The organism is Burkholderia sp. S-53 (assembly GCF_025560745.1).
GTDB classification, from domain to species: Bacteria; Pseudomonadota; Gammaproteobacteria; order Burkholderiales; family Burkholderiaceae; genus Burkholderia; species Burkholderia pyrrocinia.
Genome location: NZ_CP090483.1, coordinates 1,379,988 through 1,406,328, shown reverse-complemented (window position 1 = coordinate 1,406,328; position 26,341 = coordinate 1,379,988). Strand labels below are relative to the sequence as shown.

Annotated in this window: 24 protein-coding genes; 5 read left to right on the top strand and 19 right to left on the bottom strand. The window is 66.1% G+C overall.

Features of this window, described 5'->3' with window-relative positions; translation table 11 throughout:
• Positions 1-2: 2 nt before the first annotated feature.
• The 8 genes from pstB to LXM88_RS11555 all read right to left on the bottom strand — a co-directional run bounded on the left by pstB (position 3) and on the right by LXM88_RS11555 (position 9,408).
• On the bottom strand, positions 3-851 hold the full coding sequence (pstB, locus tag LXM88_RS11590; RefSeq protein WP_047900355.1) for a phosphate ABC transporter ATP-binding protein PstB: 849 nt from the start codon (positions 849-851) through the stop codon (positions 3-5).
• A gap of 15 nt (positions 852-866) precedes the next feature.
• Entirely contained in the window at positions 867-1,760 is an 894-nt protein-coding gene (pstA, locus tag LXM88_RS11585; protein WP_262542423.1) for a phosphate ABC transporter permease PstA, read from the bottom strand.
• The gene (pstC, locus tag LXM88_RS11580; protein ID WP_262542420.1) at positions 1,757-2,743 is read right to left on the bottom strand and encodes a phosphate ABC transporter permease PstC; all 987 of its coding nucleotides are present in this window, start codon (positions 2,741-2,743) and stop codon (positions 1,757-1,759) included. The genes pstA and pstC overlap by 4 nt, the downstream gene beginning before the upstream one ends.
• Positions 2,744-2,837: 94 nt before the next feature.
• Positions 2,838-3,872 (bottom strand): phosphate ABC transporter substrate-binding protein PstS, encoded by a 1,035-nt coding sequence (pstS, locus tag LXM88_RS11575; RefSeq protein ID WP_262542419.1) that lies wholly within the window; start codon positions 3,870-3,872, stop codon positions 2,838-2,840.
• Positions 3,873-4,326: 454 nt separating this feature from the next.
• On the bottom strand, positions 4,327-5,682 hold the full coding sequence (gene glmM / locus LXM88_RS11570) for a phosphoglucosamine mutase (protein ID WP_262542417.1): 1,356 nt from the start codon (positions 5,680-5,682) through the stop codon (positions 4,327-4,329).
• Between the two features lie 28 nt (positions 5,683-5,710).
• Positions 5,711-6,604 (bottom strand): dihydropteroate synthase, encoded by an 894-nt coding sequence (gene folP / locus LXM88_RS11565; RefSeq protein ID WP_441301339.1) that lies wholly within the window; start codon positions 6,602-6,604, stop codon positions 5,711-5,713.
• Positions 6,605-6,680: 76 nt separating this feature from the next.
• Complete coding sequence (gene ftsH / locus LXM88_RS11560) at positions 6,681-8,579, bottom strand: ATP-dependent zinc metalloprotease FtsH (RefSeq protein WP_096472966.1); 1,899 nt, start codon at positions 8,577-8,579, stop codon at positions 6,681-6,683.
• Positions 8,580-8,745: 166 nt separating this feature from the next.
• Positions 8,746-9,408, bottom strand: coding sequence for an RlmE family RNA methyltransferase (locus LXM88_RS11555; protein ID WP_034183277.1), 663 nt, complete (start codon positions 9,406-9,408; stop codon positions 8,746-8,748).
• A gap of 193 nt (positions 9,409-9,601) precedes the next feature.
• Between LXM88_RS11555 and LXM88_RS11550 the strand changes: the two genes are divergently transcribed.
• On the top strand, positions 9,602-10,129 hold the full coding sequence (locus LXM88_RS11550; protein ID WP_262542413.1) for a YhbY family RNA-binding protein: 528 nt from the start codon (positions 9,602-9,604) through the stop codon (positions 10,127-10,129).
• A gap of 49 nt (positions 10,130-10,178) precedes the next feature.
• On the opposite strand, the gene LXM88_RS11545 is transcribed toward LXM88_RS11550, so the two are convergent.
• The 8 genes from LXM88_RS11545 to gloB form a co-directional block, all read right to left on the bottom strand.
• Positions 10,179-10,637 carry a DUF4149 domain-containing protein gene (locus LXM88_RS11545; RefSeq protein WP_262542829.1) on the bottom strand — a complete coding sequence of 153 codons (459 nt, stop codon included), beginning with the start codon at positions 10,635-10,637 and terminating at the stop codon, positions 10,179-10,181.
• Between the two features lie 14 nt (positions 10,638-10,651).
• Positions 10,652-11,128 carry a transcription elongation factor GreA gene (gene greA, locus LXM88_RS11540; protein WP_096472963.1) on the bottom strand — a complete coding sequence of 159 codons (477 nt, stop codon included), beginning with the start codon at positions 11,126-11,128 and terminating at the stop codon, positions 10,652-10,654.
• A 118-nt stretch (positions 11,129-11,246) separates the two neighbouring features.
• On the bottom strand, positions 11,247-14,501 hold the full coding sequence (carB, locus tag LXM88_RS11535; protein ID WP_047900344.1) for a carbamoyl-phosphate synthase large subunit: 3,255 nt from the start codon (positions 14,499-14,501) through the stop codon (positions 11,247-11,249).
• A gap of 49 nt (positions 14,502-14,550) precedes the next feature.
• Positions 14,551-15,210, bottom strand: coding sequence for a leucine efflux protein LeuE (leuE, locus tag LXM88_RS11530; RefSeq protein ID WP_262542410.1), 660 nt, complete (start codon positions 15,208-15,210; stop codon positions 14,551-14,553).
• A 37-nt stretch (positions 15,211-15,247) separates the two neighbouring features.
• Positions 15,248-16,393 (bottom strand): glutamine-hydrolyzing carbamoyl-phosphate synthase small subunit, encoded by a 1,146-nt coding sequence (gene carA, locus LXM88_RS11525; RefSeq protein ID WP_262542409.1) that lies wholly within the window; start codon positions 16,391-16,393, stop codon positions 15,248-15,250.
• Positions 16,394-16,770: 377 nt separating this feature from the next.
• Positions 16,771-17,988, bottom strand: a complete 1,218-nt coding sequence (locus tag LXM88_RS11520; protein ID WP_262542407.1) for an MFS transporter — start codon at positions 17,986-17,988, stop codon at positions 16,771-16,773.
• Positions 17,989-18,146: 158 nt separating this feature from the next.
• Positions 18,147-19,706 (bottom strand): transglycosylase SLT domain-containing protein, encoded by a 1,560-nt coding sequence (locus LXM88_RS11515; protein WP_262542406.1) that lies wholly within the window; start codon positions 19,704-19,706, stop codon positions 18,147-18,149.
• Between the two features lie 150 nt (positions 19,707-19,856).
• Entirely contained in the window at positions 19,857-20,693 is an 837-nt protein-coding gene (gloB, locus tag LXM88_RS11510; RefSeq protein WP_262542404.1) for a hydroxyacylglutathione hydrolase, read from the bottom strand.
• Between the two features lie 18 nt (positions 20,694-20,711).
• Between gloB and LXM88_RS11505 the strand changes: the two genes are divergently transcribed.
• From LXM88_RS11505 to dnaQ, 3 genes are read left to right on the top strand one after another with little or no spacing between them, the layout of a single operon-like run.
• Positions 20,712-21,524 carry a class I SAM-dependent methyltransferase gene (locus LXM88_RS11505; protein WP_262542402.1) on the top strand — a complete coding sequence of 271 codons (813 nt, stop codon included), beginning with the start codon at positions 20,712-20,714 and terminating at the stop codon, positions 21,522-21,524.
• Positions 21,521-21,964 carry a ribonuclease HI gene (gene rnhA / locus LXM88_RS11500; protein WP_031401007.1) on the top strand — a complete coding sequence of 148 codons (444 nt, stop codon included), beginning with the start codon at positions 21,521-21,523 and terminating at the stop codon, positions 21,962-21,964. The genes LXM88_RS11505 and rnhA overlap by 4 nt, the downstream gene beginning before the upstream one ends.
• 38 nt (positions 21,965-22,002) lie before the next feature.
• Positions 22,003-22,737: a DNA polymerase III subunit epsilon gene (gene dnaQ, locus LXM88_RS11495; protein WP_262542400.1), complete on the top strand. Its 735-nt coding sequence runs from the start codon at positions 22,003-22,005 to the stop codon at positions 22,735-22,737.
• A gap of 27 nt (positions 22,738-22,764) precedes the next feature.
• Here dnaQ and LXM88_RS11490 read toward each other — a convergent pair whose 3' ends face one another.
• Complete coding sequence (locus tag LXM88_RS11490) at positions 22,765-23,097, bottom strand: YnfA family protein (RefSeq protein ID WP_262542398.1); 333 nt, start codon at positions 23,095-23,097, stop codon at positions 22,765-22,767.
• Positions 23,098-23,640: 543 nt separating this feature from the next.
• On the opposite strand from LXM88_RS11490, the gene proP reads away from it, so the two are divergent.
• Positions 23,641-25,125, top strand: coding sequence for a glycine betaine/L-proline transporter ProP (gene proP / locus LXM88_RS11485; protein WP_262542396.1), 1,485 nt, complete (start codon positions 23,641-23,643; stop codon positions 25,123-25,125).
• Between the two features lie 109 nt (positions 25,126-25,234).
• On the opposite strand, the gene LXM88_RS11480 is transcribed toward proP, so the two are convergent.
• On the bottom strand, positions 25,235-25,441 hold the full coding sequence (locus tag LXM88_RS11480; protein ID WP_082146089.1) for a hypothetical protein: 207 nt from the start codon (positions 25,439-25,441) through the stop codon (positions 25,235-25,237).
• A gap of 172 nt (positions 25,442-25,613) precedes the next feature.
• Positions 25,614-26,243, bottom strand: a complete 630-nt coding sequence (locus LXM88_RS11475) for a glutathione S-transferase family protein (protein ID WP_262542392.1) — start codon at positions 26,241-26,243, stop codon at positions 25,614-25,616.
• Positions 26,244-26,341: the final 98 nt, after the last annotated feature.

Below are 26,341 nucleotides of genomic sequence, written 5' to 3'. Positions count from 1 at the left end.
CATCAGCCGAAGCGGCCGGTGATGTAGTCTTCCGTTTCCTTGCGCACCGGCTTGATGAAGATCTTTTCGGTTTCGCCGAACTCGATCAGCTCGCCCAGGTACATGTAGGCCGTGTAATCCGAGCAGCGTGCGGCCTGCTGCATGTTGTGCGTGACGATCACGACCGTGTAGTCGCTCTTCAGCTCCGCGATCAGTTCCTCGATGCGGCCCGTCGAGATCGGGTCGAGCGCCGAGCACGGCTCGTCGAGCAGCAGCACTTCCGGACGGATCGCGATGCCGCGCGCGATGCACAGACGCTGCTGCTGGCCGCCCGACAGGCCGTAGCCGCTCTGGCCCAGCTTGTCCTTCACTTCGTTCCACAGCGCGGCCTTCGTGAGCGCCCACTCGACGCGGTCGTCCATTTCCGAGCGCGTGAGCTTTTCGAACATCTTCACGCCGAACGCGATGTTGTCGTAGATCGACATCGGGAACGGGGTCGGCTTCTGGAACACCATGCCGATGCGCGCGCGCAGCAGCGAGATGTCGCGCTTCGTCGTCAGCAGGTTCTCGCCGTCCATCAGGATTTCGCCTTCGGCGCGCTGCTCCGGATAGAGCGCGAACATCTTGTTGAACGTGCGCAGCAGCGTCGACTTGCCGCAGCCCGACGGGCCGATGAACGCCGTCACCTTCCCTTCGGGAATGCGCAGGTTGATGTTCTTCAGCGCATGGAACTTGTTGTAGAAGAAGTTGAGGTTGTTGACCTCGATCTTCGCGTTCAGCGGCGCGAGCGGGCGATCGTTCGCCGCGTCGTGCGTGCCGACGGGCGCTGCGGTGCGCTCGACGGGATTCAGGTGGCTCTCTGCCATATTCATCGGATTGCTCCGCCGTTACTTTTTCGAGAAGACCGAGCGCGCCAGGATGTTGAGTCCGAGCACCCCGAGCGTAATCAGGAACACGCCCGCCCATGCGAGCGACTGCCATTCCGCGAACGGGCTCATCGCGAACTTGTAGATCGTCACGGGCAGGTTCGCCATCGGCTGGCTCATGTCCCACGAGAAAAACTGGTTCGACAGCGCGGTGAACAGCAGCGGCGCCGTTTCGCCGGCGATCCGCGCGACCGCCAGCAGCACGCCCGTGATGATGCCGCCCACCGATGCGCGCAGCGTGATCTTCAGCACCATTCGCCACTTCGGCGTGCCGAGTGCGAACGCTGCTTCGCGCAGCGCGTTCGGCACGAGCTTCAGCATGTTCTCGGTCGTGCGGATCACGATCGGAATCTGCAGCAGCGCGAGCGCGATCACGCCGGCCCAGCCCGAGAAGCGCCCCGACTTCGCGACGACGAGCGCGTACACGAACAGGCCGATGACGATCGACGGCGCCGACAGCAGGATGTCGTTGATGAAGCGGATCGTGCTCGCCAGCAGGTTCTTCTGCCCGTACTCGGCGAGATAGACGCCCGCGAGGATGCCGATCGGCGTGCCGACCAGCGTGCCGAAACCGCACAGCAGCAGGCTGCCGACGATCGCGTTCGCGAGACCGCCGCCTTCGGTGTTCGGTGCCGGCGTCGATTCGGTGAACAGCTGCAGCGACAGGCCGCCGATACCGAGGTGCAGCGTCGTGTACAGGATCCACACGAGCCACAGCAGGCCGAATGCCATTGCGCCGAGCGATGCGGCGAGCGCGATCGCGTTGACGACCTTGCGCTTGCGCTGCAGGCGCTCGCGCATCGCTTCGAGCACGGCGCCGTCCGGCCCCGGGAAATTCATGATGGGCTCGCTCATTTCTTGCCCTCTCCCTTCTCGAGACGAAGCAGCAGCAGTTTGGAGATGGACAGCACGATGAACGTGATCACGAACAGGATCAGGCCCAGTTCCATCAGCGCGGACGTATGCAGGCCCGGTTGCGCTTCCGCGAATTCGTTCGCGAGCGCCGACGTGATGCTGTTGCCCGGCGCGAACAGCGACACGCTGTCGAGCAGGTTCGTGTTGCCGATCACGAACGTCACGGCCATCGTTTCGCCGAGTGCGCGGCCGAGGCCGAGCATCACGCCGCCGATCACGCCGGTCTTCGTATAGGGCAGCACGACCTTCCACATCACTTCCCAGGTCGTGCAGCCGATCCCGTATGCCGATTCCTTCAGCAGCACGGGCGTGACCTCGAACACGTCGCGCATCACCGACGCGATGTACGGAATGATCATGATCGCGAGAATCACGCCGGCCGCGAGGATACCGATGCCGATCGGCGCGCCGGACGTCAGCGGCCCGAGCACCCACACGTCCTTGAGCATGCGGCCGAGCGGCTTCTGGAAGTATTCGGCGAAGATCGGCGCGAACACGAGCAGCCCCCACATGCCGTACACGATCGACGGAATCGCGGCGAGCAGCTCGATCGCGATGCCGAGCGGGCGGCGCAGCCACACGGGCGACAGTTCGGTGAGGAACAGTGCAATGCCGAAACTGACCGGCACCGCGATGACGAGCGCAATGACCGACGTCACGATCGTGCCGTAGATCGGCACGAGAGCGCCGTAGAGGTCCGAGTTGGGATCCCACTCGGATTGCCACAGGAAGCCGAGGCCGAACTTCTGGATGGTCGGCAACGACGCAATGATCAGGGAAACGATGATCCCGCCCAGCAGCAGCAGGGTCACGATCGCGGCGAGCCGCGCGAGGCCGCCGAACACAACGTCCCCGAGACGGCTCGGCGCGCGTTGCGATGAACCGTCGGCGGAGCGTGAGGACGTATAGGAAATATCAGACATGGGTGCCTGCTTTTGATTGCCGGGCGCCGTAACGCCCGGTTTTACCGCACACACTGCCCGACCGGCGCGGCCGGGCAGTGAACCGCTGCATTGCTTACTCGGCGGCGACCGGCTTGCCCGATGCGTCCGTCACCTTCGCCTTCCACTGCTTGCGGATTTCCGTCTCGACCGCCGACGGCAGCGAGATGTAGTCGAGGCTGTCCGCTGCCTTCTCGCCGTTCTTGAACGCCCAGCTGAAAAACTTCAGCGTTTCCGCGCCCTGCTCCGGCTTGTCCTGCTTCGCGTGCAGCAGCACGAACGTCGCGCCGACGACCGGCCATGCTTCCTTGCCCGGCTGGTTCGTCAGGATCTGGTAGAACGACTTCGACCAGTTCGCGCCCGCAGCAGCGGCCTTGAACGTTTCCGTCTTCGGCTCGACCACCGTGCCCGTCGAGTTCTTCAGCGCGGTGTAGGTCATGTTGTTCTTCTTCGCGTACGCCCACTCGACGTAGCCGATCGCGCCCGGCAGGCGCTGCACGAAGGCCGCGACGCCGTCGTTGCCCTTGCCGCCCGTGCCCGTCGGCCAGTTGACCGTCGTGCCTTCGCCGATCTTCGACTTCCACTCGTCGTTGACCTTCGACAGGTAGTTCGTCCAGATGAAGCTCGTGCCCGAACCGTCAGCGCGGCGAACCACGGCGATGTCCGTATCCGGCAGCTTGACCTTCGGGTTCAGCGCGGCGATCGCCGGGTCGTTCCACTTCTTGATCTTGCCGAGGTAGATGTCGCCGAGCACCGGGCCCGACAGCGTCAGTTCACCGGCCTTCACGCCCGGCACGTTGACGACCGGCACCACGCCGCCGACCACCGTCGGAAACTGGAACAGGCCTTCCTTCGCGAGCTCTTCATCCTTCAGCGGCGCGTCCGAACCGGCAAAATCGACCGTCTTCGCGTTGATCTGCTTCAGGCCGCCCGACGAACCGATACCCTGGTAGTTGACCTTCGAACCGCCGGACTGCTGGTAGTCGGCAGCCCATTTCGTATAGATCGGCATCGCGAACGTGCTGCCTGCGCCCGTGATGTCGGCAGCTTGCGCAGCAACGGCGAAAAGCGCGCCAGCCAGGCCGGCAATCGCGGTTTGCATCAATTTCATGAGACCTCCAGTGTGTGAGCGGATGACTACGGCACCGCGAAGGTTAGGGGCTCCTCATGACGGTAATGTGACAATCGATGAAACTGGCGTGACAGTAACATGACTGGTTGAAAGGGAGTAGCAGGTGCGCCGCGGGCGGCGCCTGGGCGGCACCGGAACGGCGATGGCGGCAAGAATTGCCTGCCCGGCGAGGACGGGGCGGACACCCGTTTTCGGGTGCGCCGGCGGATCGTAGCGCAGCGTCGGCGGCGCGGGAAGCCCCTGCCCGCGATGGGTCGGATATCAGGGGTCGGAAGAAATCTTCGGTCAGGCGATGTGTTGGTCGAGACGACACACTATAGGTATCGCAAACCTTTGCGTCTGACGAAATTGCGGCGCCCCGAAGGCGCCGCATGCCGATTCACCGGAGAGCTAGCGCGCGGGCGGCAGGACCGTCCCGCGCCGGCACCGTGCGTCAGGTCGTTGCCGCGCGCACCGCGTCGGCGATCGTCTCCGCATGGCGGACCGCATCGGCCGCCTGCTCCGCTTCGACCATCACGCGCAGCACGGGCTCGGTGCCCGATGCGCGGATCAGCACACGACCGCTGCCGGCGAGCGCGGCTTCGGCTGCGTCGATCGCGGCGCGAATCGACGCGCTGCCCTTCCAGTCGGCGCCCGGCTTCATCCGCACGTTGATGAGCTTCTGCGGGAACAGCGTGACGCCGTCGAGCATCTGTGCGAGCGTTCGGCCGCTACGCTTCAGCGCGGCCAGCACGAGCAGCGCCGACACGATGCCGTCGCCGGTCGAATGCCGGTCGAGCGACAGGATGTGGCCCGAGCCTTCCGCGCCGAGCTGCCAGCCGTGCTCGCGCAACTGCTCGAGCACGTAGCGGTCGCCGACCGCCGCGCGGACGAACTTCACGCCCTCGCGCTGCAGCGCGACTTCGACGGCGAGGTTCGTCATCAGCGTGCCGACCGCGCCTTCGACCTTGCCGTCGGTCGCGATCCGGTCCTTCACCAGCACGTAGAGGAGCTCGTCGCCGTTGTACAGGCGCCCGGACGCATCGACGACCTGCAGTCGGTCCGCATCGCCGTCGAGCGCAATGCCGAGATCGGCGTGGTTCGCCCGCACCGCGCGCACCAGCGCGTCGGGCGCGGTCGCGCCGACGCCGTCGTTGATGTTGAAGCCGTTCGGCGCAACGCCGATCGGAATCACGTCCGCGCCGAGTTCGTGGAACACGTGCGGCGCGATCTGGTACGCGGCACCGTGCGCGCAATCGATCACGAGCTTCAGCCCGCGCAGATCGAACGCGGCCGGGAACGTGCTCTTGCAGAACTCGATGTAGCGGCCGGCCGCGTCGTCGAGGCGGCGCGCCTTGCCGAGGCCGTCGGACGACGCGCATTCGAGCGGCTTGTCGAGCCACGCTTCGATCGCGGCTTCGGTATCGTCGGGCAGCTTGTTGCCGTCAGCGGAGAAAAACTTGATCCCGTTGTCGTGGTACGGGTTGTGCGACGCGCTGATCACGACGCCGGCCGACAGGCGCAGCGCACGCGTCAGGTACGCGACGCCCGGCGTCGGCATCGGGCCGGCCAGCATCACGTCGACGCCGGCCGCCGAGAAACCGGCCTCGAGCGCGGCTTCGAGCATGTAGCCCGACACGCGCGTGTCCTTGCCGATCAGCACGGTCGGGCGCGAGCCTGCCGCGACGTCGGACGAACTGGCCAGCACCTTGCCGGCCGCGTAGCCGAGGCGCAATACGAAATCCGGTGTGATGGGCGCCTCGCCCACCGTGCCGCGAATGCCGTCCGTGCCGAAATATCGACGTCCCATAGCGAATCTTCCTCCTTCGTCTTCTGACTTATCGTTGCCGCGCGGCTTCGCGCACGGCATTCCAGACTTTCAGTGCATCGACCGTCGCCGCGACGTCGTGCACGCGCACGATCGCCGCACCGCGCTCGACCGCGCACAACGCGGCCGCCACGCTCGCCGCGACGCGCTCCATCGGCGGCTTGCCGCCGATCACCGCACCGAGCATCGACTTGCGCGACATGCCCGCGAGAATCGGATAAGCGCGCCCGTCGGGCCGCGCGGGCGCCGTGTCCGGCAACGCGGCCAGCAGCGCATAGTTGTCTTCGACGACCGCCTTGCCGAACCCGAAGCCGGGATCCACGCAGATCCGCTCCGGTGCAACGCCCGCGTCGCGCAACGCCTGTGCGCGCTCGGCGAGAAACGCGCGCACGTCGGTCACGACGTCGTCGTAGTCGGGCTCGCCGACCTGCATCGTCTGCGGCTCGCCGAGCATGTGCATCGCGCACAACCCGCAGTTGCTGTCGCGCACCGCGTCGATCGCGCCCGGCTGGCGGAAGCCCCAGATGTCGTTGATCAGGTCCGCGCCGGCGGCCAGCGCCGCGCGCATCACGGCCGGCTTGTAGGTGTCGATCGACAGCGGCACGTTCAGCGGCCGCAGCGCCTCGACGAGCGGAACCACACGCGCGAGCTCCTCGTCGAGCGGCACGGGCGGCGCGCCGGGGCGCGTCGATTCGCCGCCGATATCGAGGAGGTCCGCGCCCTCGGCGATCATCCGCTCGGCCTGGCGCAGCGCATCGTCACGCGCGAGGAAGCGGCCGCCGTCGGAGAACGAATCGGGTGTGGCGTTGAGAATGCCCATCACGAGCGGGCGCTCGAACGTCAGTGCGAAGCGGCCGCACTGGAGCGGCGCGGGAATGGATGGAGAAACAGCGAAATCTGACACGAGCGACTGGCGTGGATGAATGCAAAACGGGCCGGTGTGAAGCCACACCAGCCCGTGAACGGTGCTAAAGCGGAGGTTATGCCGCCGGCGAAGCAGGCGCCGGCGCGGTGCCGGGCTTGACCTCGGCGCTGCTGCCACCGCCCGACGAATCGCCGCCGACGGCCGGCGAGCTCTTCGGCGAGCGCGGCGGACGGCCTTCCATGATGTCGTTGATCTGATCGGCGTCGATCGTCTCCCACTCCATCAGCGCGGCCGTCATCGCTTCGACCTTGTCGCGGTTTTCGTCCAGCAGGCGCCGCGCGAGGTTGTACTGATCGTCCAGCACGCGACGGATTTCCGCATCGACCTTCTGCTGCGTCGCTTCCGAAATCGTGCGCGTGAAGCCGCGGCCGAACGGCGACGCATCGTTCTCGTCGTCGACGTAGACCATCGGCCCGAGCGCATCGGTCATGCCGAAGCGGGCGACCATCGCGCGCGCCGTCTGCGTTGCCTTGTTGAAGTCGTCCGACGCGCCGGTGCTGACGAGATTCATGAACAGCTCTTCCGCCACCCGGCCACCGAACAGGATCGCGAGGCGGTCCAGCAGGTAGTCCTTCGAGTACGTTTCGTTGTCATGCTCCGGCAACTGCCACGTGACACCCAGCGCACGGCCGCGCGGGATGATCGTGACCTTGTGCACGGGGTCGGCCTTCGGCAGCAGCTTCGCGACCACCGCGTGGCCCGACTCGTGGTAAGCGGTCGCGCGCTTCGCTTCCTCGCGGATCACGGCCGACTTGCGCTCCGGACCCATGAAGATCTTGTCCTTCGCGTCCTCGAAATCCTGCATCTCGACGATGCGCTTGCCGCGGCGTGCGGCGAACAGCGCAGCCTCGTTCACGAGGTTTGCGAGATCGGCGCCCGAGAAGCCCGGCGTGCCGCGTGCGATGACTGCCGCATCGACGTCGTTCGCGATCGGTACCTTGCGCAGGTGCACGCGCATGATCTGTTCGCGGCCGCGGATGTCGGGCAGGCCGACGTAGACCTGGCGGTCGAAACGGCCCGGACGCAGCAGCGCCTTGTCGAGCACGTCGGAACGGTTGGTCGCGGCGATCACGATCACGCCCGAGTTCGCCTCGAAGCCGTCCATCTCGACGAGCATCTGGTTCAGCGTCTGCTCGCGTTCGTCGTTGCCGCCGCCCATGCCGGCGCCGCGATGACGGCCGACCGCGTCGATTTCGTCGATGAACACGATGCACGGCGCATGCTTCTTCGCCTGCTCGAACATGTCGCGCACACGGGCCGCGCCGACGCCGACGAACATTTCGACGAAGTCCGAACCCGAGATGCTGAAGAACGGCACCTTCGCTTCACCCGCGATCGCGCGGGCGAGCAGCGTCTTGCCGGTACCCGGCGGGCCGACAAGCAGCACGCCGCGCGGAATGCGGCCGCCCAGCTTCTGGAATTTCTGCGGATCGCGCAGGAAGTCGACGAGCTCGGACACTTCTTCCTTCGCTTCGTCGCAGCCCGCGACGTCGGAGAAGTTCACCGCGTTGTTGTTCTCGTCGATCAGCCGCGCTCGCGACTTGCCGAACGAGAACGCACCGCCTTTGCCGCCGCCCTGCATCTGCCTCATCATGTAGAACCAGAACACGATGATCAGGATCGTCGGCCCGAGGTAGTACAGCGCGGACATCAGCGCGTTCGGCTCGTCGTCGGCCTTGCCGCTGACCTGCACGCCGTACTTCATCAGATCGCCGACCATCCAGATGTCGCCGGGCGACACGATCTGGTATTTCTGGCCATCAGCCGGAGTGACGGTGAGGTTGCGCCCCTGAACGATGACGTTCTTGACCTTGCCGTTCTTGGCGTCGTCCATGAACTGCGAATAGGACACGCCTTCCTGAACGCGGGGCTTGTCGAACTGCTTGAACACCGTAAACAGCACCAGTGCGATCACTAACCACACCGCTGCCTTCGAAAACATATTGTTGTTCAAAGCACCACTCCTTCACTCGTAGACGAGCGCCTACATTTTCCTTGCGGCGCCCCTCGGTCATTCTAATCCAGTCCGACCACCCTCGCCATAAGCATTGACAACCGCCGCGATAGCGCTTCGCTTGTCTGGCAAGGGCCGGAGCCCGTTTCCGGCACTCCGCTCCGCGTCAGCGCGGATGCTTCAGATGCCGACCCAAAATGAACGTTTCGGACGATTTGTCGCGGGACGCCTTGGGCTTGCGCGGCGCGACGGTCTTAAACTGCTGTTTGAATTTCTCGACGATCTGGCTGTAGCCGCTGCCGTGAAAGCATTTCACGAGCAACGCACCATCCGGCTTCAGATGGTTCTGCGCGAATTCGAGCGCCAGATCGCAGAGATGCTCGATCCGCGCCGCGTCCGCCGAGGCCACGCCTGACAGGTTGGGGGCCATGTCCGAAATAACAAGGTCTACCGCGCGCCCTTCGAGCACTTCCTCGAGCTGATGGAGGACTTCGTCCTCGCGGAAGTCGCCCTGGATGAAGTGGACGTCGGCGATGGGCTCCATCGGCAGCAGGTCGAGCGCGATGATCGTGCCGTCGATGCCGCCTTCGCGCTCGGTGTCGCGCTTCTTGCCCTGCGCGAGCTTGTTGCGGGCATACTGGCTCCAGCTGCCCGGCGTCGCGCCGAGATCGACGATCACCTGGCCCGGACGGACCAGCTTGTCCTGCTCATCGATTTCCTTCAGCTTGTACGCGGCACGCGCGCGATAGCCCTCCCGCTGCGCCATTTTGACGTACGGGTCGTTGATGTGGTCGTGCAGCCAGTGCTGGTTGAAGCGGTTTTTTGCCATTCGAGTGAGAGATTGCTGCCATTTGCTTCGTGAAGCCGCGCTTTTAGCGGATAATACGCGTCTTCTTCGCGCGGCTGCGGCCCCTTTTCAGGCCCAAGCCGCGATTTTACGTGGTTTCGGCGCACGGCTGACGCGGTAACGTCCCGCGATCGCTATTCAGGCCGCGTGCCCCTATTTAGATTTCGACATTTCCATGCCCGCCCTTTCGCTTTCTCCCGCCGAGCGCTCCGCGCTGCGCTCCCAGGCCCATGCGCTCAAGCCCGTCGTGCTGATCGGGGCCGAAGGGCTGACCGACGCAGTGCTGAAGGAAATCAAGGTGCACCTCGCCGCGCACCAGCTGATCAAGATCCGCGTGTTCGGCGACGAGCGCGACGAACGCGTCGCGATCTACGACGAGATCTGCGACCGCCTGAGCGCGGCGCCGATCCAGCACATCGGCAAGCTGCTGGTGATCTGGAAGCCGGAAGCCGCCGCAGCGGCCCCGACCCGCGGCCGTCGCGCCGGCACGCTGCCGAGCGCGGCCGAAGCCGCCGACGACAGGAAAGGCCGCGCACCGCGCACGGTCAAGGTCGTCAAGGTGTCGCCGAACGCGAGCCCCGTGCGTCGCCCGAAGCCGACTAAGGTCGTCGTGCGCGGCAACGAGCGCGTAACGGCGGGCGGCAACGTGAAGCGCGCGAAAAAGCGCCAGGCCAGCACCAAGCGGCCGTTCCAGGACAAGTAAAACACTTAAGCGGCACGGGTCACGCCGTGCCGCGCTGCCCGCCCGGCGCTCAGGCGTCGCGCGCCGGCAGACGCCAGATCAGCATCAGCCCCAGCACGCTCTCGACGAGATAGAACACGCTCGAGACGCCGTGCAGCATCCCGAAGCGACTCGCATACGGCGAGTTCACGATATCGGTGCCCGCATCCATTGCGGCCACCCGCAGCGCGTTCATGAACGGCTGCAGCGCGAAATACCCGACCAGCACGCACACGACCATCGCGGCGACGATCCAGCGCACGCGGCGATATTCGCTTCTGCCGCGCCGCACCTGCTGGTTCGACAACGCAAGCAGCAGCACGCCGCACACGACACCGAGGATCGCCTCGATACGGAACAGCTGGGCGGCGACCGAACCGGCCGTCATCCGCTCCAGCGTCTTGAACAGCACGGGTGCGACCGCATACCCGATCGTCAGCAGGCTGCCGACCCACACGGCCGACAGCAGACGGAACACGCGATGCGGCATCACGTCGCCCCGCTTCAGATGTAGCTGACCGAGATGATTTCGTATTCGCGCACGCCGCTCGGCGCCTGCACGGCCGCGACGTCGCCTTCGGTCTTGCCGATCAGGGCGCGCGCGATCGGCGAGCTGACCGAGATCAGGCCGTGATCGATATCGGCTTCGTCGTCGCCGACGATCTGGTACTTGACGGTGTCGCCCGACTCGAGATCCTCGAGTTCGACCGTCGCGGCGAACACCACGCGGCCATCTGCATCGAGCACCGTCGGATCGATGATTTGCGCGGCGGACAGCTTCGATTCGAGTTCCGCGATGCGACCCTCGATGAAGCCCTGCTTTTCCTTCGCGGCATCGTATTCGGCGTTTTCGGACAGATCGCCCTGCGCGCGTGCCTCCGAGATCGCGTTGATCACGGCCGGCCGCTCGACGGACTTGAGGCGCTGCAATTCATCGCGCAGTTGCTCTGCGCCACGCTTTGTCAACGGAATGGTGCTCATAAACGGCTCAATCGCTAAAAACGGCTTTAAAAAAAATCACCGCGATTAAGCGCGTTTCCGATGAACCGGAAACACCGCTTAACCGCGGCACGTATTGCTTCGACAGGAAACTGACTGCTTAGTTTAGGCGAGCGTGAAGACCTTGTAAATCATAGACTTCCAGATCCTTCAGGTAGCGCAGGCCTTCGACTGCCGCGCGCGCGCCCGACATCGTCGTGTAGTACGTGACCTTGTGCGCCTGCGCGCTCATGCGGATCGAACGCGAATCGGCGATCGCCTGGCGCGTCTCGTCGACCGTCGTGAACACGAGTGCGATCTCGCCGTTCTTGATCATGTCGACGATGTGCGGACGGCCGTCCTTCACCTTGTTCACGACCTTCACCGGCACGCCGGCCGCTTCGATCGCGGCAGCCGTGCCCTTGGTCGCGACGATCGGGTAGCCGAGGTCGTGCAGCATGCGCGCGACTTCGACGGCCTTCGGCTTGTCCGCGTCCATCACGGTCAGCAGCACCGTGCCCGACTCCGGCAGGCGCGAACCGGCCGCGAGCTGCGACTTGAACAGCGCTTCGCCGAACGTCTGGCCCACGCCCATCACTTCGCCGGTCGAACGCATTTCAGGCCCGAGGACCGGATCGACGGTCGGGAACTTCACGAACGGGAACACCGCTTCCTTCACGCTGAAGTACGGCGGCTCGACTTCCTTCGTCACGCCCTGCTGCGCGAGCTTCTGGCCGACCATCGCGCGCGCCGCGATCTTCGCGAGCGGCAGGCTGGTCGCCTTCGACACGTACGGCACCGTGCGCGATGCGCGCGGGTTCACTTCGAGCACGTAGATGATGTCCTGCTTCGAACCGTCCGCCTGCGGCACCTGCTGGATCGCGAACTGCACGTTCATCAGGCCGACCACGTTCAGCGCCTTCGCCATCGCGCCCGTCTGGCGCTTCAGCTCGGCCACCGTTTCCTTCGACAGCGAGTACGGCGGCAGCGAGCATGCCGAGTCGCCCGAGTGGACGCCCGCCTGCTCGATGTGCTCCATCACGCCGCCGATGAACACGGCTTCGCCGTCGCAGATGCAGTCGACGTCGCACTCGATCGCGTCGTTCAGGAAGCGGTCGAGCAGCACCGGCGAATCGTTCGACACCTTCACGGCCTCGCGCATGTAGCGCTCGAGGTCGCGCGGCTCGTGGACGATTTCCATCGCGCGGCCGCCCAGCACGTACGACGGGCGCACGACGAGCGGGTAGCCGATTTCCTCGGCGAGCTTCAGCGCTTCGTCTTCCGCGCGCGCGGTGCGGTTCGGCGGCTGGCGCAGGCCGAGATCCTGCAGCAGCTTCTGGAAGCGTTCGCGGTCTTCGGCCGCGTCGATCATGTCCGGCGACGTGCCGACGATCGGCACGCCGTGCGCCTCGAGGTCGAGCGCGAGCTTCAGCGGCGTCTGGCCGCCGTACTGGACGATCACGCCGACCGGCTTTTCCTTGTCGACGATCTCGAGCACGTCTTCGAGCGTCAGCGGCTCGAAGTACAGGCGGTCGGACGTGTCGTAGTCGGTCGACACCGTTTCCGGGTTGCAGTTGACCATGATCGTTTCGTAGCCGTCCTCGCGCATCGCGAGCGCCGCATGCACGCAGCAGTAGTCGAACTCGATGCCCTGGCCGATCCGGTTCGGGCCGCCGCCCAGCACCATGATCTTCTTGTTGGTGGTCGGCTGCGCCTCGCACTCTTCCTCGTAGGTCGAGTACATGTAGGCGGTTTTCGTCGCGAACTCGGCCGCGCAGGTGTCGACGCGCTTGTAGACCGGGCGCACGTTCAGTTCGACGCGGCGCTTGCGCACGTCCTCAGGCGTCGCGCCGAGCAGCTTCGCAAGGCGGCGGTCGGAGAAACCGCTCTGCTTCACGTAGCGCAGCTCGTCGAACGTCAGCGACGCGAGCGTGCGGCCCGCGAGCGCCTTTTCCTTCAGGATGATCTGCTCGATCTGCTCGAGGAACCACGGGTCGATCGCGGTTTCCGCGAAGATTTCCTGGGCCGTCATGCCGATGCGGAACGCATCGCCGACATACCAGATGCGATCCGGGCCCGGCTCGTGGATCTCGATCGCGATCTCGTCGCGGTTGGTCGACTTCTCGTCGAGACCGTCGACGCCGACTTCGAGGCCGCGCAGCGCCTTCTGGAACGATTCCTGGAACGTGCGGCCGATCGCCATCACTTCGCCGACCGACTTCATCTGCGTCGTCAGGCGCGAATCGGCTTCACGGAACTTCTCGAACGCGAAGCGCGGGATCTTCGTGACGACGTAGTCGATCGTCGGCTCGAACGACGCGGGCGTCTGGCCGCCGGTGATTTCGTTCTTCAGCTCGTCGAGCGTGTAGCCGACCGCCAGCTTTGCCGCGACCTTCGCGATCGGGAAGCCGGTCGCCTTCGAGGCGAGCGCCGACGAACGCGACACGCGCGGGTTCATCTCGATGACGACCATCCGGCCGTCCTTCGGGTTGATCGAGAACTGCACGTTCGAGCCGCCCGTGTCGACGCCGATCTCGCGCAGCACCGCGAGCGATGCGTTACGCAGGATCTGGTATTCCTTGTCGGTGAGCGTCTGCGCCGGCGCGACCGTGATCGAGTCGCCGGTGTGCACGCCCATCGGGTCGAGGTTCTCGATCGAGCAGACGATGATGCAGTTGTCGGCGCGGTCGCGCACGACTTCCATCTCGTATTCCTTCCAGCCGAGCAGCGATTCCTCGATCAGCAGTTCGCGCGTGGGCGACAGGTCGAGACCGCGCTTGCAGATCTCCTCGAACTCCTCGCGGTTGTACGCGATGCCGCCGCCCGAGCCGCCGAGCGTGAACGACGGACGGATCACGACCGGGTAGCCGCTGCCGCCCGTCTCCGCCATGATCTCGCCGTGCACCTTGGTCGCCTCTTCCATCGAGTGCGCGATGCCCGACTTCGCGGAACCGAGACCGATCTTGGTCATCGCTTCCTTGAACTTCTGGCGGTCTTCCGCCTTGTCGATCGCTTCCGGCGACGCGCCGATCAGCTCGACGCCGAACTTCTCGAGCACGCCGTGGTGGTGCAGGTCGAGCGCGCAGTTCAGCGCGGTCTGGCCGCCCATCGTCGGCAGGATCGCGTCCGGGCGCTCCTTCTCGATGATGCGCGCGACGACTTCCCACGTGATCGGCTCGATGTAGGTCACGTCGGCCGTGTTCGGGTCGGTCATGATCGTCGCCGGGTTGCTGTTGACGAGAACGACCTTGTAGCCCTCCTCACGCAACGCCTTGCAAGCCTGCGCGCCCGAATAGTCGAACTCGCACGCCTGGCCGATGATGATCGGGCCGGCGCCGATGATGAGGATGCTCTTGATGTCTGTGCGTTTTGGCATGGCTTGTGAATTCAATAAGTAATCGTTGTCGTGGGTCGGCCGGCAGCGCTCAGCTCATGGTGGCGAGCGCGAGCTTCATCGAGAAACCGATGAACAGGCCGCCCACGCTGCTCGCCGCGCCTGCCGCAAGCTTGCGGCGGCGACGGAAGTGCTCGGCGAGCCGCGCACCCGCGAAGATCAGCGTGCTCAGGTACAGGAAGCTCGCGCACTGCGCGATCGCCCCGAGCACGACGAACGACAGCGCGGGATGCGGGAATGCCGGGTCGACGAACTGGATGAAGAACGAGATGAAGAACAGGATCGCCTTCGGGTTCAGCAGGCTCACGATCAGCGCCTTGCGGAACGGCCGCTCGCCGTCGACCGCCTGCGGCGCCTCGGCGGGCTCGCCCGCCGGCGCGCGCAGCTTGCGCCACGCGCCGCGCAGCATGCCCGCGCCGATGTAGAGCAGATACGCGGCGCCGCCGTACTTGACGACGGAGAACAGCAGCGGATTCGCCTTCAGCAGCGACGCGACGCCCGCGGCCGACAGCACCATCAGCACCGTATCGCCGACGAACACGCCGCAGGCCGCGCGATAGCCGGCCTTCACGCCGCGCTGCGCCGCGAGCGACAGCACGTACATCGAGTTCGGCCCCGGCAGCAGGATGATGAAGATCACGCCGAACACGTAGGTCCAGATATCCGTGATGCCGAGTGCGTGGCCGAACATGATGCGAATCTCCCGTCCTTCGGTTGCGTCGGTTGCGTTAGGCGTTGCGCTGCTTCGCCGCGTCCATCAGCGCGGTGAAACGGTCGAACAGATAGCCGATGTCGTGCGGGCCCGGCGACGCTTCCGGGTGACCCTGGAAGCAGAACGCCGGCTTGTCGGTCAGCTCGAAGCCCTGCAGCGTGCCGTCGAACAGCGATACGTGCGTCACGCGCGCGTTGGCCGGCAGCGAATCCGCGTCGACCGCGAAGCCGTGGTTCTGCGACGTGATCACGACCCGGCCGTCGCCGAGATCCTTCACCGGGTGGTTCGCGCCGTGGTGGCCCGTCTTCATCTTCAGCGTCTTCGCGCCGACCGCGAGGCCCATGATCTGGTGGCCGAGGCAGATGCCGAAGGTCGGCACGCCGCGCTCGATGAATTCCTTCGTGGCCGCGATCGCGTAATCGCACGGCTCCGGATCGCCGGGGCCGTTCGACAGGAAGATGCCGTCCGGATTCAGCGCCAGCGCATCGGCCGCGCTCGCCTGCGCGGGCAGCACCGTCACGTGGCAGCCGCGTTCCGCGAGCATGCGCAGGATGTTGTACTTGACGCCGAAGTCGTACGCGACGACGCGGTACTTCGGCGCTTCCTGCATGCCGTAGCCGCCTTCGAGGCGCCATTCCGTCTGCTTCCACTCGAACGGCTTGGTGGTCGAGACGACCTTCGCGAGATCCATGCCCGCGAGGCCCGGGAACGAGCGCGCGAGTTCGATCGCCTTCGCCTCGTCGTCCGAACCGGCCAGGATGCAGCCGTTCTGCGCGCCCTTGTCGCGCAGGATGCGGGTCAGCTTGCGGGTGTCGATCCCGGCGATCGCGACGACGCCTTCGTCGCGCAGGTAATCGCCGAGCGTGCGGTCCATGCGGAAGTTCGATGCGAGCGTGGGCAGATCACGGATGATCAGGCCGGCGGCATGGACTTTCGTGGCTTCGACGTCTTCGGCGTTGACGCCGACGTTGCCGATATGCGGGTAGGTGAGCGTAACGATCTGGCGCGCGTAGCTCGGATCAGTCAGGATTTCCTGATAGCCGGTGATCGCGGTATTGAACACGACTTCGCCGATCGTGTGGCCTTCGGCCCCGATCGAATAACCACGAAAGACCGTGCCGTCGGCGAGTGCAAGCAAGGCGGGAGAAAAAGACGGCAACACGGGAGGCTCCTTGGGGAACACCCTGCTGCCGACCTGTTTACCCTGCCGCGCGAGCGCCGCGCTGCGTGGGCGCGCGTGGTCGCTAGCTGGACGCGACCCGTGCTGTCGAGACGCGAACCCGGCGCGTGGCGCACGAGGCTTCGCGACATCGCCCGGCAGGCGGCGTGCGGCGGATGAACGGGATGAATGAGGTAGGCGCTAGGGTGCGAGGTTGATCAGCACAAACTTTCAAATTATAGCCCGAAAATGGCCTTATCTTCAATCGATATGGCCGTCCGATCATGCGCGCGCTGCCATCGGCAGCGCGGTACGGCAGCACGCGCAACGTGCTGCGGCCCCGTTTCCGCGGCCGCCCTACCTGCCAGCGTACCGCCGGATCAGTGCGCTTGGCCAGCGCCGCGCGCGGGCCACACGTACCAGACCGCACTCGCGAGCTGCAGCGCAAGCAGCACGCCCCACGCGGTGACGTGCGCGGCAGCCGGATAACGGCCGTCGACCGCGGGCCAGTGCGACAGCACCGCGCCGACACCGATCTGGAACGCAAAGATCAGCAGGAAGATCACCAGCGTGAGCGTCGTGTTCGCGCGGCCGATCAGATGGGCGGGAAAGTGCCCGGCCATCACCGCGTAGGTCAGGATGCCGACGCCGCCGAACATCCCGTACGCAGCCCACAGCACGGCCGGCGGCAACGGCACGCGAGCGACGATCGCGACCTGCGTCGCGACGAACAGCGCCATGCCGACACCGCAGAACGCATAGACGGACACGCCGCGCCGCTCGAGCACGCGCGCCGCGGCGCCGAAGCCGACGCAGCCGGCCATCATCGCGAAGCCGAGCACCGACACGAGGCGCGCGGCATGCGGCGCATCGAACCCCGCGACATCGCGCAGGTATGGCCCGACCCACAGCGACTGCATTGCGTAGAACACGCCCTGCGTGACGACCGAGAACGACGAAATCTTCCAGAACGCGCGGCTGCTCAGGATGTGCCACGTGCCCTTGAACTGGCTGACGAGCCCGCCCTGGTGGCGCGCCTGCTTCGCTTCGGGCGCGCCGAAGCCGATCGAGGCTGCGACGATCACCGTCAGCACCGCCAGGCCGAAACAGATCGCGCGCCAGTTCGTCCAGCCGAGCAGCCAGGTCAGCGGCGAACCGACCACGACACCGCCGAGGCCGCCAACCGCCATCACGAGGCCGTTGACGAGCGGCAGCCGGGCGACCGGGAAATGCTGCGCGAGCGCCTTGAACGCCGCGCCGAGACACACCGACACGCCGACGCCGATCAGCAGCCGGCCGATCATCATCGTGCCGAGGCTGTGCGCGGCGCCGAACACGGCGGCGCCCGCCGCCGCGAACAGCAGCATGCCGGCCGTCACGCGGCGCGGGCCGAAGTGGTCGAGCATCACTCCGGCCGGGATCTGCGCGCCCGCGAAGCCGAGGAAATAGAGACTGGTGAGCAGGCCGAGATCGGCGGCCGACAACCCGAGCTCATGCGTGACGAACGGCGCGAAGCCCAGATTGACGCCGCGAAACACATACGACACGAAATACCCGACCGAAAACAGCGCGAGCACCCTCACCTGCACCGACGACATCGCTTCCCCTCGTTACATGAAGACTCTCGAAGCGGCGCCGCCGCGCCGCGCACAAACGAAAACGCCGTCACCTCGGTGACGGCGTTTCGTCGTTATTCGTCGGATGATAGCGCAATCGCGCGACCCGGACCGGCCGCCCGCTGCGCCTTGCAGCCGCGCTACTTCTTCTTGCTCTTGTGCGCGGCGGCCTTCGCGGGTGCAGCCTTCGTCGATTTGGCCGCTGGCTTTGCCGCGCCGCGCTTCGCGCCGTGCGACTTGCCGCCCACCGCCAGGCTTGCGCGCTCGATGTGCGCACTGCCCGCCGACGTCGCGATCCGCTCCGGACCGGGCTCCGCCGGCACCGCACGGCCGACCGGCACGTGCAGCACGAGCGCCTGGCCCGGCATCGCGAGATCGCGATGCGTGCGGTTCCATGCCTTGAGCTGGCCGACCGACACGCCGTAGCGGCCGGCGATCGCCGCCATCGACTGCTTGCGGCGCACGCGAATCAGCATCTTGCGCGTGTCGGGTACGTCCGGCTCCATCGCGAGCGCGCCGTTTTCGGCGACGTCGGCGCTGATGTCCTCGTCGTCGTCATCGCCGCGCGGCACGACGATCGTCGAGCCCGGCTTCAGGCGCATGCCGGCCGGAATCTTGTTGACCGACATCAGCGTATCGGCGTCCACGCCGATCTTCTCGGCGATCGCGGCCGGCCGCGCACGTTCGCTGACCGTATAGGTGGTCCACGTCGAAAGCTGGCCGCTGTACGCCTTCAGGTTCTTCTCGAACGCCGACGCGTTGTCGAACGGCAGCAGGATCTGCGGCTCGGTCGCGCCGAGGATCACCGGCTTCGAGAACGACGGGTTCAGCGATCGGAATTCGTCGAGCGACAGGTTCGCGAGCTTCGCGGCGACCGCGACGTCGATGTCGCGCGACGTCGTGACCGTCACGAAATACGGGTGGTTCGGGATGTCCGGCAGCGTCAGGCCGTACTGCTGCGGGCTCGCGATGATGTTCTTCACCGCCTGCAGCTTCGGCACGTAGTTGCGCGTCTCGTTCGGCATCCGCAGGCTCTGGTAGTCGGTCGGCAGGCCGGCCGCCTGGTTGCGCGCGATCGCGCGCTGCACGTTGCCCTCGCCCCAGTTGTACGCGGCCAGCGCCAGATACCAGTCGCCGAACATGTCATGCAGGCGCGACAGGTAGTCGAGCGCAGCGCTCGTCGACGCGAGCACGTCGCGCCGCTCGTCCTGCCACATGTTGCGCTTCAGGTTGTACGTGCGGCCCGTGCCGGGCATGAACTGCCACATGCCGGCCGCCTTCGCGACCGACAGCGCCTGCGGGTTGAACGCCGACTCGATGAACGGCAGCAGCGCGAGCTCGGTCGGCATGTGACGCGCCTCGAGCTCCTCGACGATGTGGTACAGGTACTTCTGCGAGCGCTCGGTCATGCGCTGCACGTAATCGGGACGCTGCGTGTACCAGGTCGTCTGCATGTCGACGAGGTCGCTCTGCAGGTCGGGCATCTGGAAGCCGCGACGGATGCGCCCCCAGAGATCGGAGTCCGCACTGGTCAGGTCGCCGACGGATTGCTTGTCGACGTCGACAGTTTCTTTGGCGGTGGCTGATTTACGGAGGTAGTTGGACGTCGCCTGCGAATCGGCGGCGTTGTCGGCGACAGGAGCCTGGCTCGCACAAGCGGCGAGTAGCAGGACCACCATCGCACTCAATATAAGTCGCATGAAAATCTCGAATTCCGACGGCTGGAAATTGCAGGCGATACTACGGAAGTGCGTGCTTCACGTCAATAAAAACACCGAAAACTCAGCGAAATCCTACATTTGGAGCAATTTTACAGACTCCGCTTGAGCTTTGGAGTCCTCCGGAAATGATCATCGGAACCGGTTTTTCCACTCGCGCATCAGCGTGAACGCCGCCAGACGATCCGGCACCGTTTCGTGAAGCTCGGCTTCGAGGGTCGCATGGATGGCCGTGCTGTCCGCACGCATGAACGGATTAACCGCACGCTCGTGCGCGATCGTCGTGGGCAGCGTCGGCACGCCGCGCGCGCGCAATGCCTGCGCTTCGTCGCGCCATGCGGCGAGCGCCGCGTTGCCCGGTTCGCACGCGAGCGCGAAGCGGATATTGGACAGCGTATATTCGTGTGCGCAATGCACGCGCGTGTCGCCCGGCAGCGCCGCGAGCGCGTCGAGCGACGCGAGCATCTGCGCGGGCGTGCCTTCGAACAGGCGGCCGCAGCCGCACGAGAACAGCGTGTCGCCGCAGAATACGTGCGGCGCGGCGGCGCCCCGCCCGGCCACGCCTTGGCCGGCCGCGCCTAGACCGGCCGTCTGAAAATACGCGATGTGGCCGCGCGTATGACCGGGCACGTCGAGCACGTCGAACGCGACGGCCGGCGCGTCGAGCGTCACGCGATCGCCGCCCGCAAGCGGCCGCGTGACCACGCCGATCGCCTCGGCTGCAGGGCCGTAAACGACGAGCGGCACATCGGTCGGTTGGCTATTGCGCAGCGCGTCGACACCGCCGACGTGGTCGGCGTGATGGTGCGTGAGTAAAATAGCGGTCAACCGCCAGCCTCGTTCGGCAAGAACCCGGCGCACGGGCGCGGCTTCACCCGGATCGACGGCGATCGCATCGCGGCCGTCCGAGACGAGCCAGATATAGTTGTCTTCGAATGCCGGAACCGGCACGTATTCCAGCTCGTTCATGGGCGCGCAATCATCGTTATGTCTGACCGTCAAATTATAGACTGGCCCGCCTGGACCGACTCGCCTCCCGGCCGCTACGTGCTGGGCTGGGAGCAGGCGCAGCTCGACCGGATCGTGTCCGACGTCTTCGGCTTCCACGCGCTGCAGCTCGGCTTGCCGCAGCTCGACGCGCTGCGCGAGAACCGCATGCCGTATCGCGGCCTCGTGCTCGATCCGGCCAGCGGCGCGAGCGCGCCGTACCAGTATCCGTGGGCGCGCGAAGCGCACGCGCCGGTGCACGCGCCAGCCGATCGCAGCACGACCTGGTGCGACCTGCTCGACCTGCCGTTCGAGTCGCAGAGCGTCGACCTGATCGTGATGCCGCACACGCTCGAATTCACGTCCGATCCGCACCGCCTGCTGCGCGAGGCCGAGCGCGTGCTGATGCCGGAAGGCCAGCTCGTGATCACCGGCTTCAATTCGCTCAGCCTGTGGGGCATGCGGCAATCGTTCGGGCGCATGGCGAACCACCCGTTCGTGCCGGCCACGCGCGACCAGATCGCGTTCATCCGGCTCAAGGACTGGATCAAGCTGCTCGGCTTCGACCTCGAACGCGGCCGTTTCGGCTGCTACCGGCCGCCGCTCGTCACCGACAAGTGGCTGGCCCGCTACGGCTTCATGGAAGCCGCGGGCGACCGCTGGTGGCCGATCTTCGGTGCCGTCTACATGGTGACGGCCGTCAAGCGCGTGCGCGGCATGCACCTGGTCGGCCAGATCAAGATGAAGAAGCCCGTGCTCGCACCCGGCCTGACGCCCGCGGCCTCCCCGACTACCCACCAAGAACATTCATGACAACCGATACCATCGACATCTATACCGACGGCGCCTGCAAGGGCAACCCCGGCCCCGGCGGCTGGGGCGCGCTGATGCGCTACGGCGACCGCGAAAAGGAGCTGTTCGGCGGCGAGCCCAACACGACCAACAACCGCATGGAACTGATGGGCGTGATCGCCGCGCTCGAGGCGCTGAAGCGGCCGTGCCAGGTGATCGTGCATACCGACTCGCAATACGTGCAGAAAGGCATCAGCGAGTGGATCCACGGCTGGAAGAAAAAAGGCTGGATCACCGCGGCAAAGACGCCCGTGAAGAACGCCGACCTGTGGAAGCGGCTCGACGCGCTCGTCGCGCAGCACGAGGTCGAGTGGCGCTGGGTCAAGGGTCACGCGGGCCATCCGGAAAACGAGCGCGCGGACGCACTCGCGAATCGCGGCGTCGAATCGCTCACGGCCTGAACGCCGGCCACTCCCCTGTTTCCTTTGCTTTTCCCGACATGCGCCAGATCATCCTCGATACCGAAACCACCGGCCTGAACGCCCGCACGGGCGACCGCCTCATCGAAATCGGCTGCGTCGAGCTGCTGAACCGGCGGCTCACCGGCAACAACCTGCACTTCTACGTGAACCCCGAGCGCGACAGCGATCCGGGCGCGCTCGCGGTGCACGGACTCACGACCGAATTCCTCAGCGACAAGCCGAAGTTCGCGGAAGTCGCCAGCCAGATCCTCGACTTCGTGAAGGACGCCGAGCTGATCATCCACAACGCGCCGTTCGACCTTGGCTTTCTCGACGCCGAATTCGCGCGGCTCGACCTGCCGCCGTTCACCGAACATTGCGGCGGCGTGATCGACACGCTCGTGCAGGCCAAGCAGATGTTCCCCGGCAAGCGCAACTCGCTCGACGCGCTGTGCGACCGCTTCGGCATCAGCAACGCGCACCGTACGCTGCACGGCGCACTGCTCGACTCGGAGCTGCTCGCCGAGGTGTATCTCGCGATGACGCGCGGCCAGGACAGCCTCGTGATCGACATGCTCGACGACGCGGGCGCCGACGGCGGCGCGGCGAACGGCCAGCGCGTGTCGCTCGCCGCGCTCGACCTGGCGGTGGTGGCCGCGAGCGACGACGAGCTCGCCGCACACCAGGCACAGCTCGACGAACTCGACAAGTCGGTCAAGGGCACGTGCGTGTGGCGCAAGTCCGCCGACGCGGACGCCGCCGAAACGGCCTGACGCACACGGCATGCACTGCGGCCGCGCTTACGTGCGCGGCTGCAGCGCGATGACCGCCATCCCGCCGAGCGCGAGCGCCGCGCCGGCCACATCCCAGCGGGTCAGCACGACGCCGTCGACCACCCGCAGCCAGATCAGCGCAACCGCGATATATACGCCGCCGTAAGCGGCATAGGTGCGCCCCGCGGCGCTCGGGTGCAGCGTCAGCAGCCACGCGAACAGCGCGAGCGACAGCGCGGCCGGCACCAGCAGCCAGACCGGCCGGCCGCCCTTCAGCACGAGCCACGGCAGGTAACAGCCGACGATTTCGGCCAGCGCGGTAGCGGCGAACAGCGCCGCGATCCTCATCAGTTCGGTCATCCGGTTCCTCGTGAATTCGGCCCTCGTCTCCGGGGGCTGCACGGCCCCGCCGCGCGCCGCCGATCATACCCGAGCAGGCCGCGCCGGACGCCCCACCAGACGGGCGTCTCCCGGCAATTTGCACGATCATCCGTCATCGTGCTATCATGTCGCCTGTTTCAACATTCAATCTCTGTCTATTCGATTTCGACAGAAGTCCGTCCGCACGTTGCGGGCCGGTGCTTCGACCGAAATTGCACCCACAGGAAAGCCCGCCCGACAGGCCCGCTTTTCTCGTTTCGTTGCCCCTTTCGGGGCGCTTGCCGGAACGCCGGACAATCGGTCCGCACCGGCATCTGCCGCCTGCATCACGCGGCCCATTCTTCATGAGCGCACTGTCGCGTCGGCCCATCGGGCTCGCGTCGAAGCAGCCCCTTTCGGCCCTTTACCGCCTTTTACGCAGTAAGTGCTTAATGGTCTGCCCCGACGCGCCGCATGCGACACCGCGCTCGCCGGCAAACCGTGTCGGACGGCCCGCCCGTTCCGGCGCAGTCAAAGGAGTGCATGACCTTGACCGCAACACACGTCAGCCCGACCGCTGCTTCTTCCTCCACTTCGTCCGGCGACGCTCCGCTCGCCGCTGACGACATAACCGTCGTCGACCAGAGCCTGCTCAAACGCGCCGTCAGCGCGATGGCCATCGGCAATGCGATGGAATGGTTCGACTTCGGCGTCTACAGCTATATCGCCGTCACCCTCGGCAAGGTGTTCTTCCCGTCCAGCAGCCCGTCCGCGCAGTTGCTCGCGACCTTCGGCACGTTCGCGGCCGCGTTCCTCGTGCGTCCGCTCGGCGGCATGGTGTTCGGCCCGCTCGGCGACCGCATCGGCCGCCAGCGCGTGCTCGCCGCGACGATGATCATGATGGCCGTCGGCACCTTCGCGATCGGCCTGATCCCGAGCTACGCATCGATCGGCATCATGGCGCCCGTGCTGCTGCTCGTCGCGCGTCTCGTGCAGGGTTTCTCGACCGGCGGCGAATACGGCGGCGCAGCCACCTTCATCGCCGAATTCTCGACCGACAAGCGCCGCGGCTTCATGGGCAGCTTCCTCGAGTTCGGCACGCTGATCGGCTATGTGATGGGTGCGGGCGTCGTCGCGCTGCTGACCGCGTCGCTGTCGCAGGAGGCGCTGCTGTCGTGGGGCTGGCGCGTGCCGTTCCTGATCGCCGGCCCGCTCGGCCTGATCGGCCTCTACATCCGGATGAAGCTCGAGGAAACGCCCGCGTTCAAGCGCCAGGCCGAAGAGCGCGAAGCGCAGGACAAGGCCGTGCCGAAGGCGCGCTTCCGCGAAACGCTGATGCGCAACTGGCGTGCGCTGCTGCTGTGCGTCGGCCTCGTGCTGATCTTCAACGTGACCGACTACATGGTGCTGTCGTACCTGCCGAGCTTCATGTCGTCGACGCTGCACTTCGACGAATCGCACAGCCTCGTGCTCGTGCTGATCGTGATGGTGCTGATGATGCCGATGACGCTCTACGCCGGCCGCCTGTCCGACCGGATCGGCCGCAAGCCGGTGATGCTCGCCGGCTGCGTCGGGCTGCTCGTGCTGTCGATCCCGTCGATGATGCTGATCCATACGGGCACCACGGCGTCGGTGTTCGGCGGCCTGCTGATCCTCGGCGTGCTGCTGTCGTGCTTCACCGGCGTGATGCCGTCGGCGCTGCCCGCGCTGTTCCCGACCGAGATCCGCTACGGCGCGCTCGCGATCGGCTTCAACGTGTCGGTGTCGCTGTTCGGCGGCACCACGCCGCTGGTGACCGCGTGGCTCGTCGAAGTGACGAACAACCTGATGATGCCCGCGTATTACATGATGGGCGCCGCCGTGATCGGCATCGTGTCGGTCGTCGCGCTCGCGGAAACCGCGCGCCAGCCGCTGAAAGGCTCGCCGCCGGCCGTCGCGACGCGCCGCGAAGCGCACCAGCTCGCGCGCCAGCTGCGCGAGGAGGACGACCCGGCGATCTACGGCGTCGTGTCGCCCGCACGCGCCTGAGCGTCGCCCATGAAAAAGCCCCGGCCGAAGCCGGGGCCCGATCGAATCCGATCCGCCCGACCGGCTTGCGCCGGCCGGGCTTTTTTTCATCCTTCAGCCACGAGCACCCTCACGCTTGCGCTTCGCAGTGACGGCAGAACAACAGCGCACGCGAACGCGACACCGCCGCCTGCGCACCGCGCGCCGCGACGATCAGCCCGATCTGGCCGAGATTGAAGTCGCGCTCGACCATCAACTGCGTCAGCGCGGCAAGCGGCAACACGACGGACGGGTGGTACAGGCTCGATTCGATCAGGGCTTTCATCATCGGCTCCATCTGGCAATGCGTGATTCGATGGAGTGGATTCTAGGGACCGGCCGCTTCCGGATAAACAGCGCGAATGCGAAGTCACTTGTCAGCCGCCGAGAACAATCGGCGGCGGCTTGCCGGGCGGGGCCGAGCGGGCGGAAGGCAACGCCTCGCGCCGTACCGCCAGAGGCCGCCAGGCCTAGGCGAGCGGCGTTTCGACGAACGCCGGCAGCGCTTCCGCCCGTGCCGAATGCGCGGCGAGCGCCGGATAACGGGCCGGATCGATCCGCGCGAGCACCGGGTAATCGGCCGCCATGAACTGCGTGAAGCGCCACGCAACCGCAACCGTCACGTCGGACTGCAGCAGGCGCGCGCCGCCGAACCAGCCGTTCGCGGCCGCGACGAGCGGCTCCAGCTCGCCGTATGCGCCCTCGAGCTGGCTCAGCACACGCTCGATCCACGGCGCGTGCTGCTTGTCGAACGGGCGCAGCGCCTGCTCGTAGACGATCTGCACGGTCTTCTCGGCCGCCGCCAGCGCGAAACCGACCGGCACGAGCACGCGCAGCCGTGCGTCGGCGGCGTCGGGCAGCAGGCGCCGCTCCGGCGCGACCAGGTGATCGAGATAGTCGACGATCAGCGACGAATCGAGCAGCGTTGCACCCTCGTCGGTCACGAGCGTCGGCGCCTTGACGGCCGGGTTGACCGTCCTGAATTGCTCGAAATGACGGAACACCGAGATCGACTCGTGTTCGAACGGCAGGTCGAGCAGCTTCGCCGAAATGGCGACACGGCGTACGAACGGGGAATCCAGCATGCCGATCAGCTTCATCGCAAACGCTCCGCTAAAGGGGAATGGGACCGACGACTGTAGCAGCGTCGCGAGTCGTCGCCTAGCGTGTTCATGCGTACGTCCGCTTGATACGCATC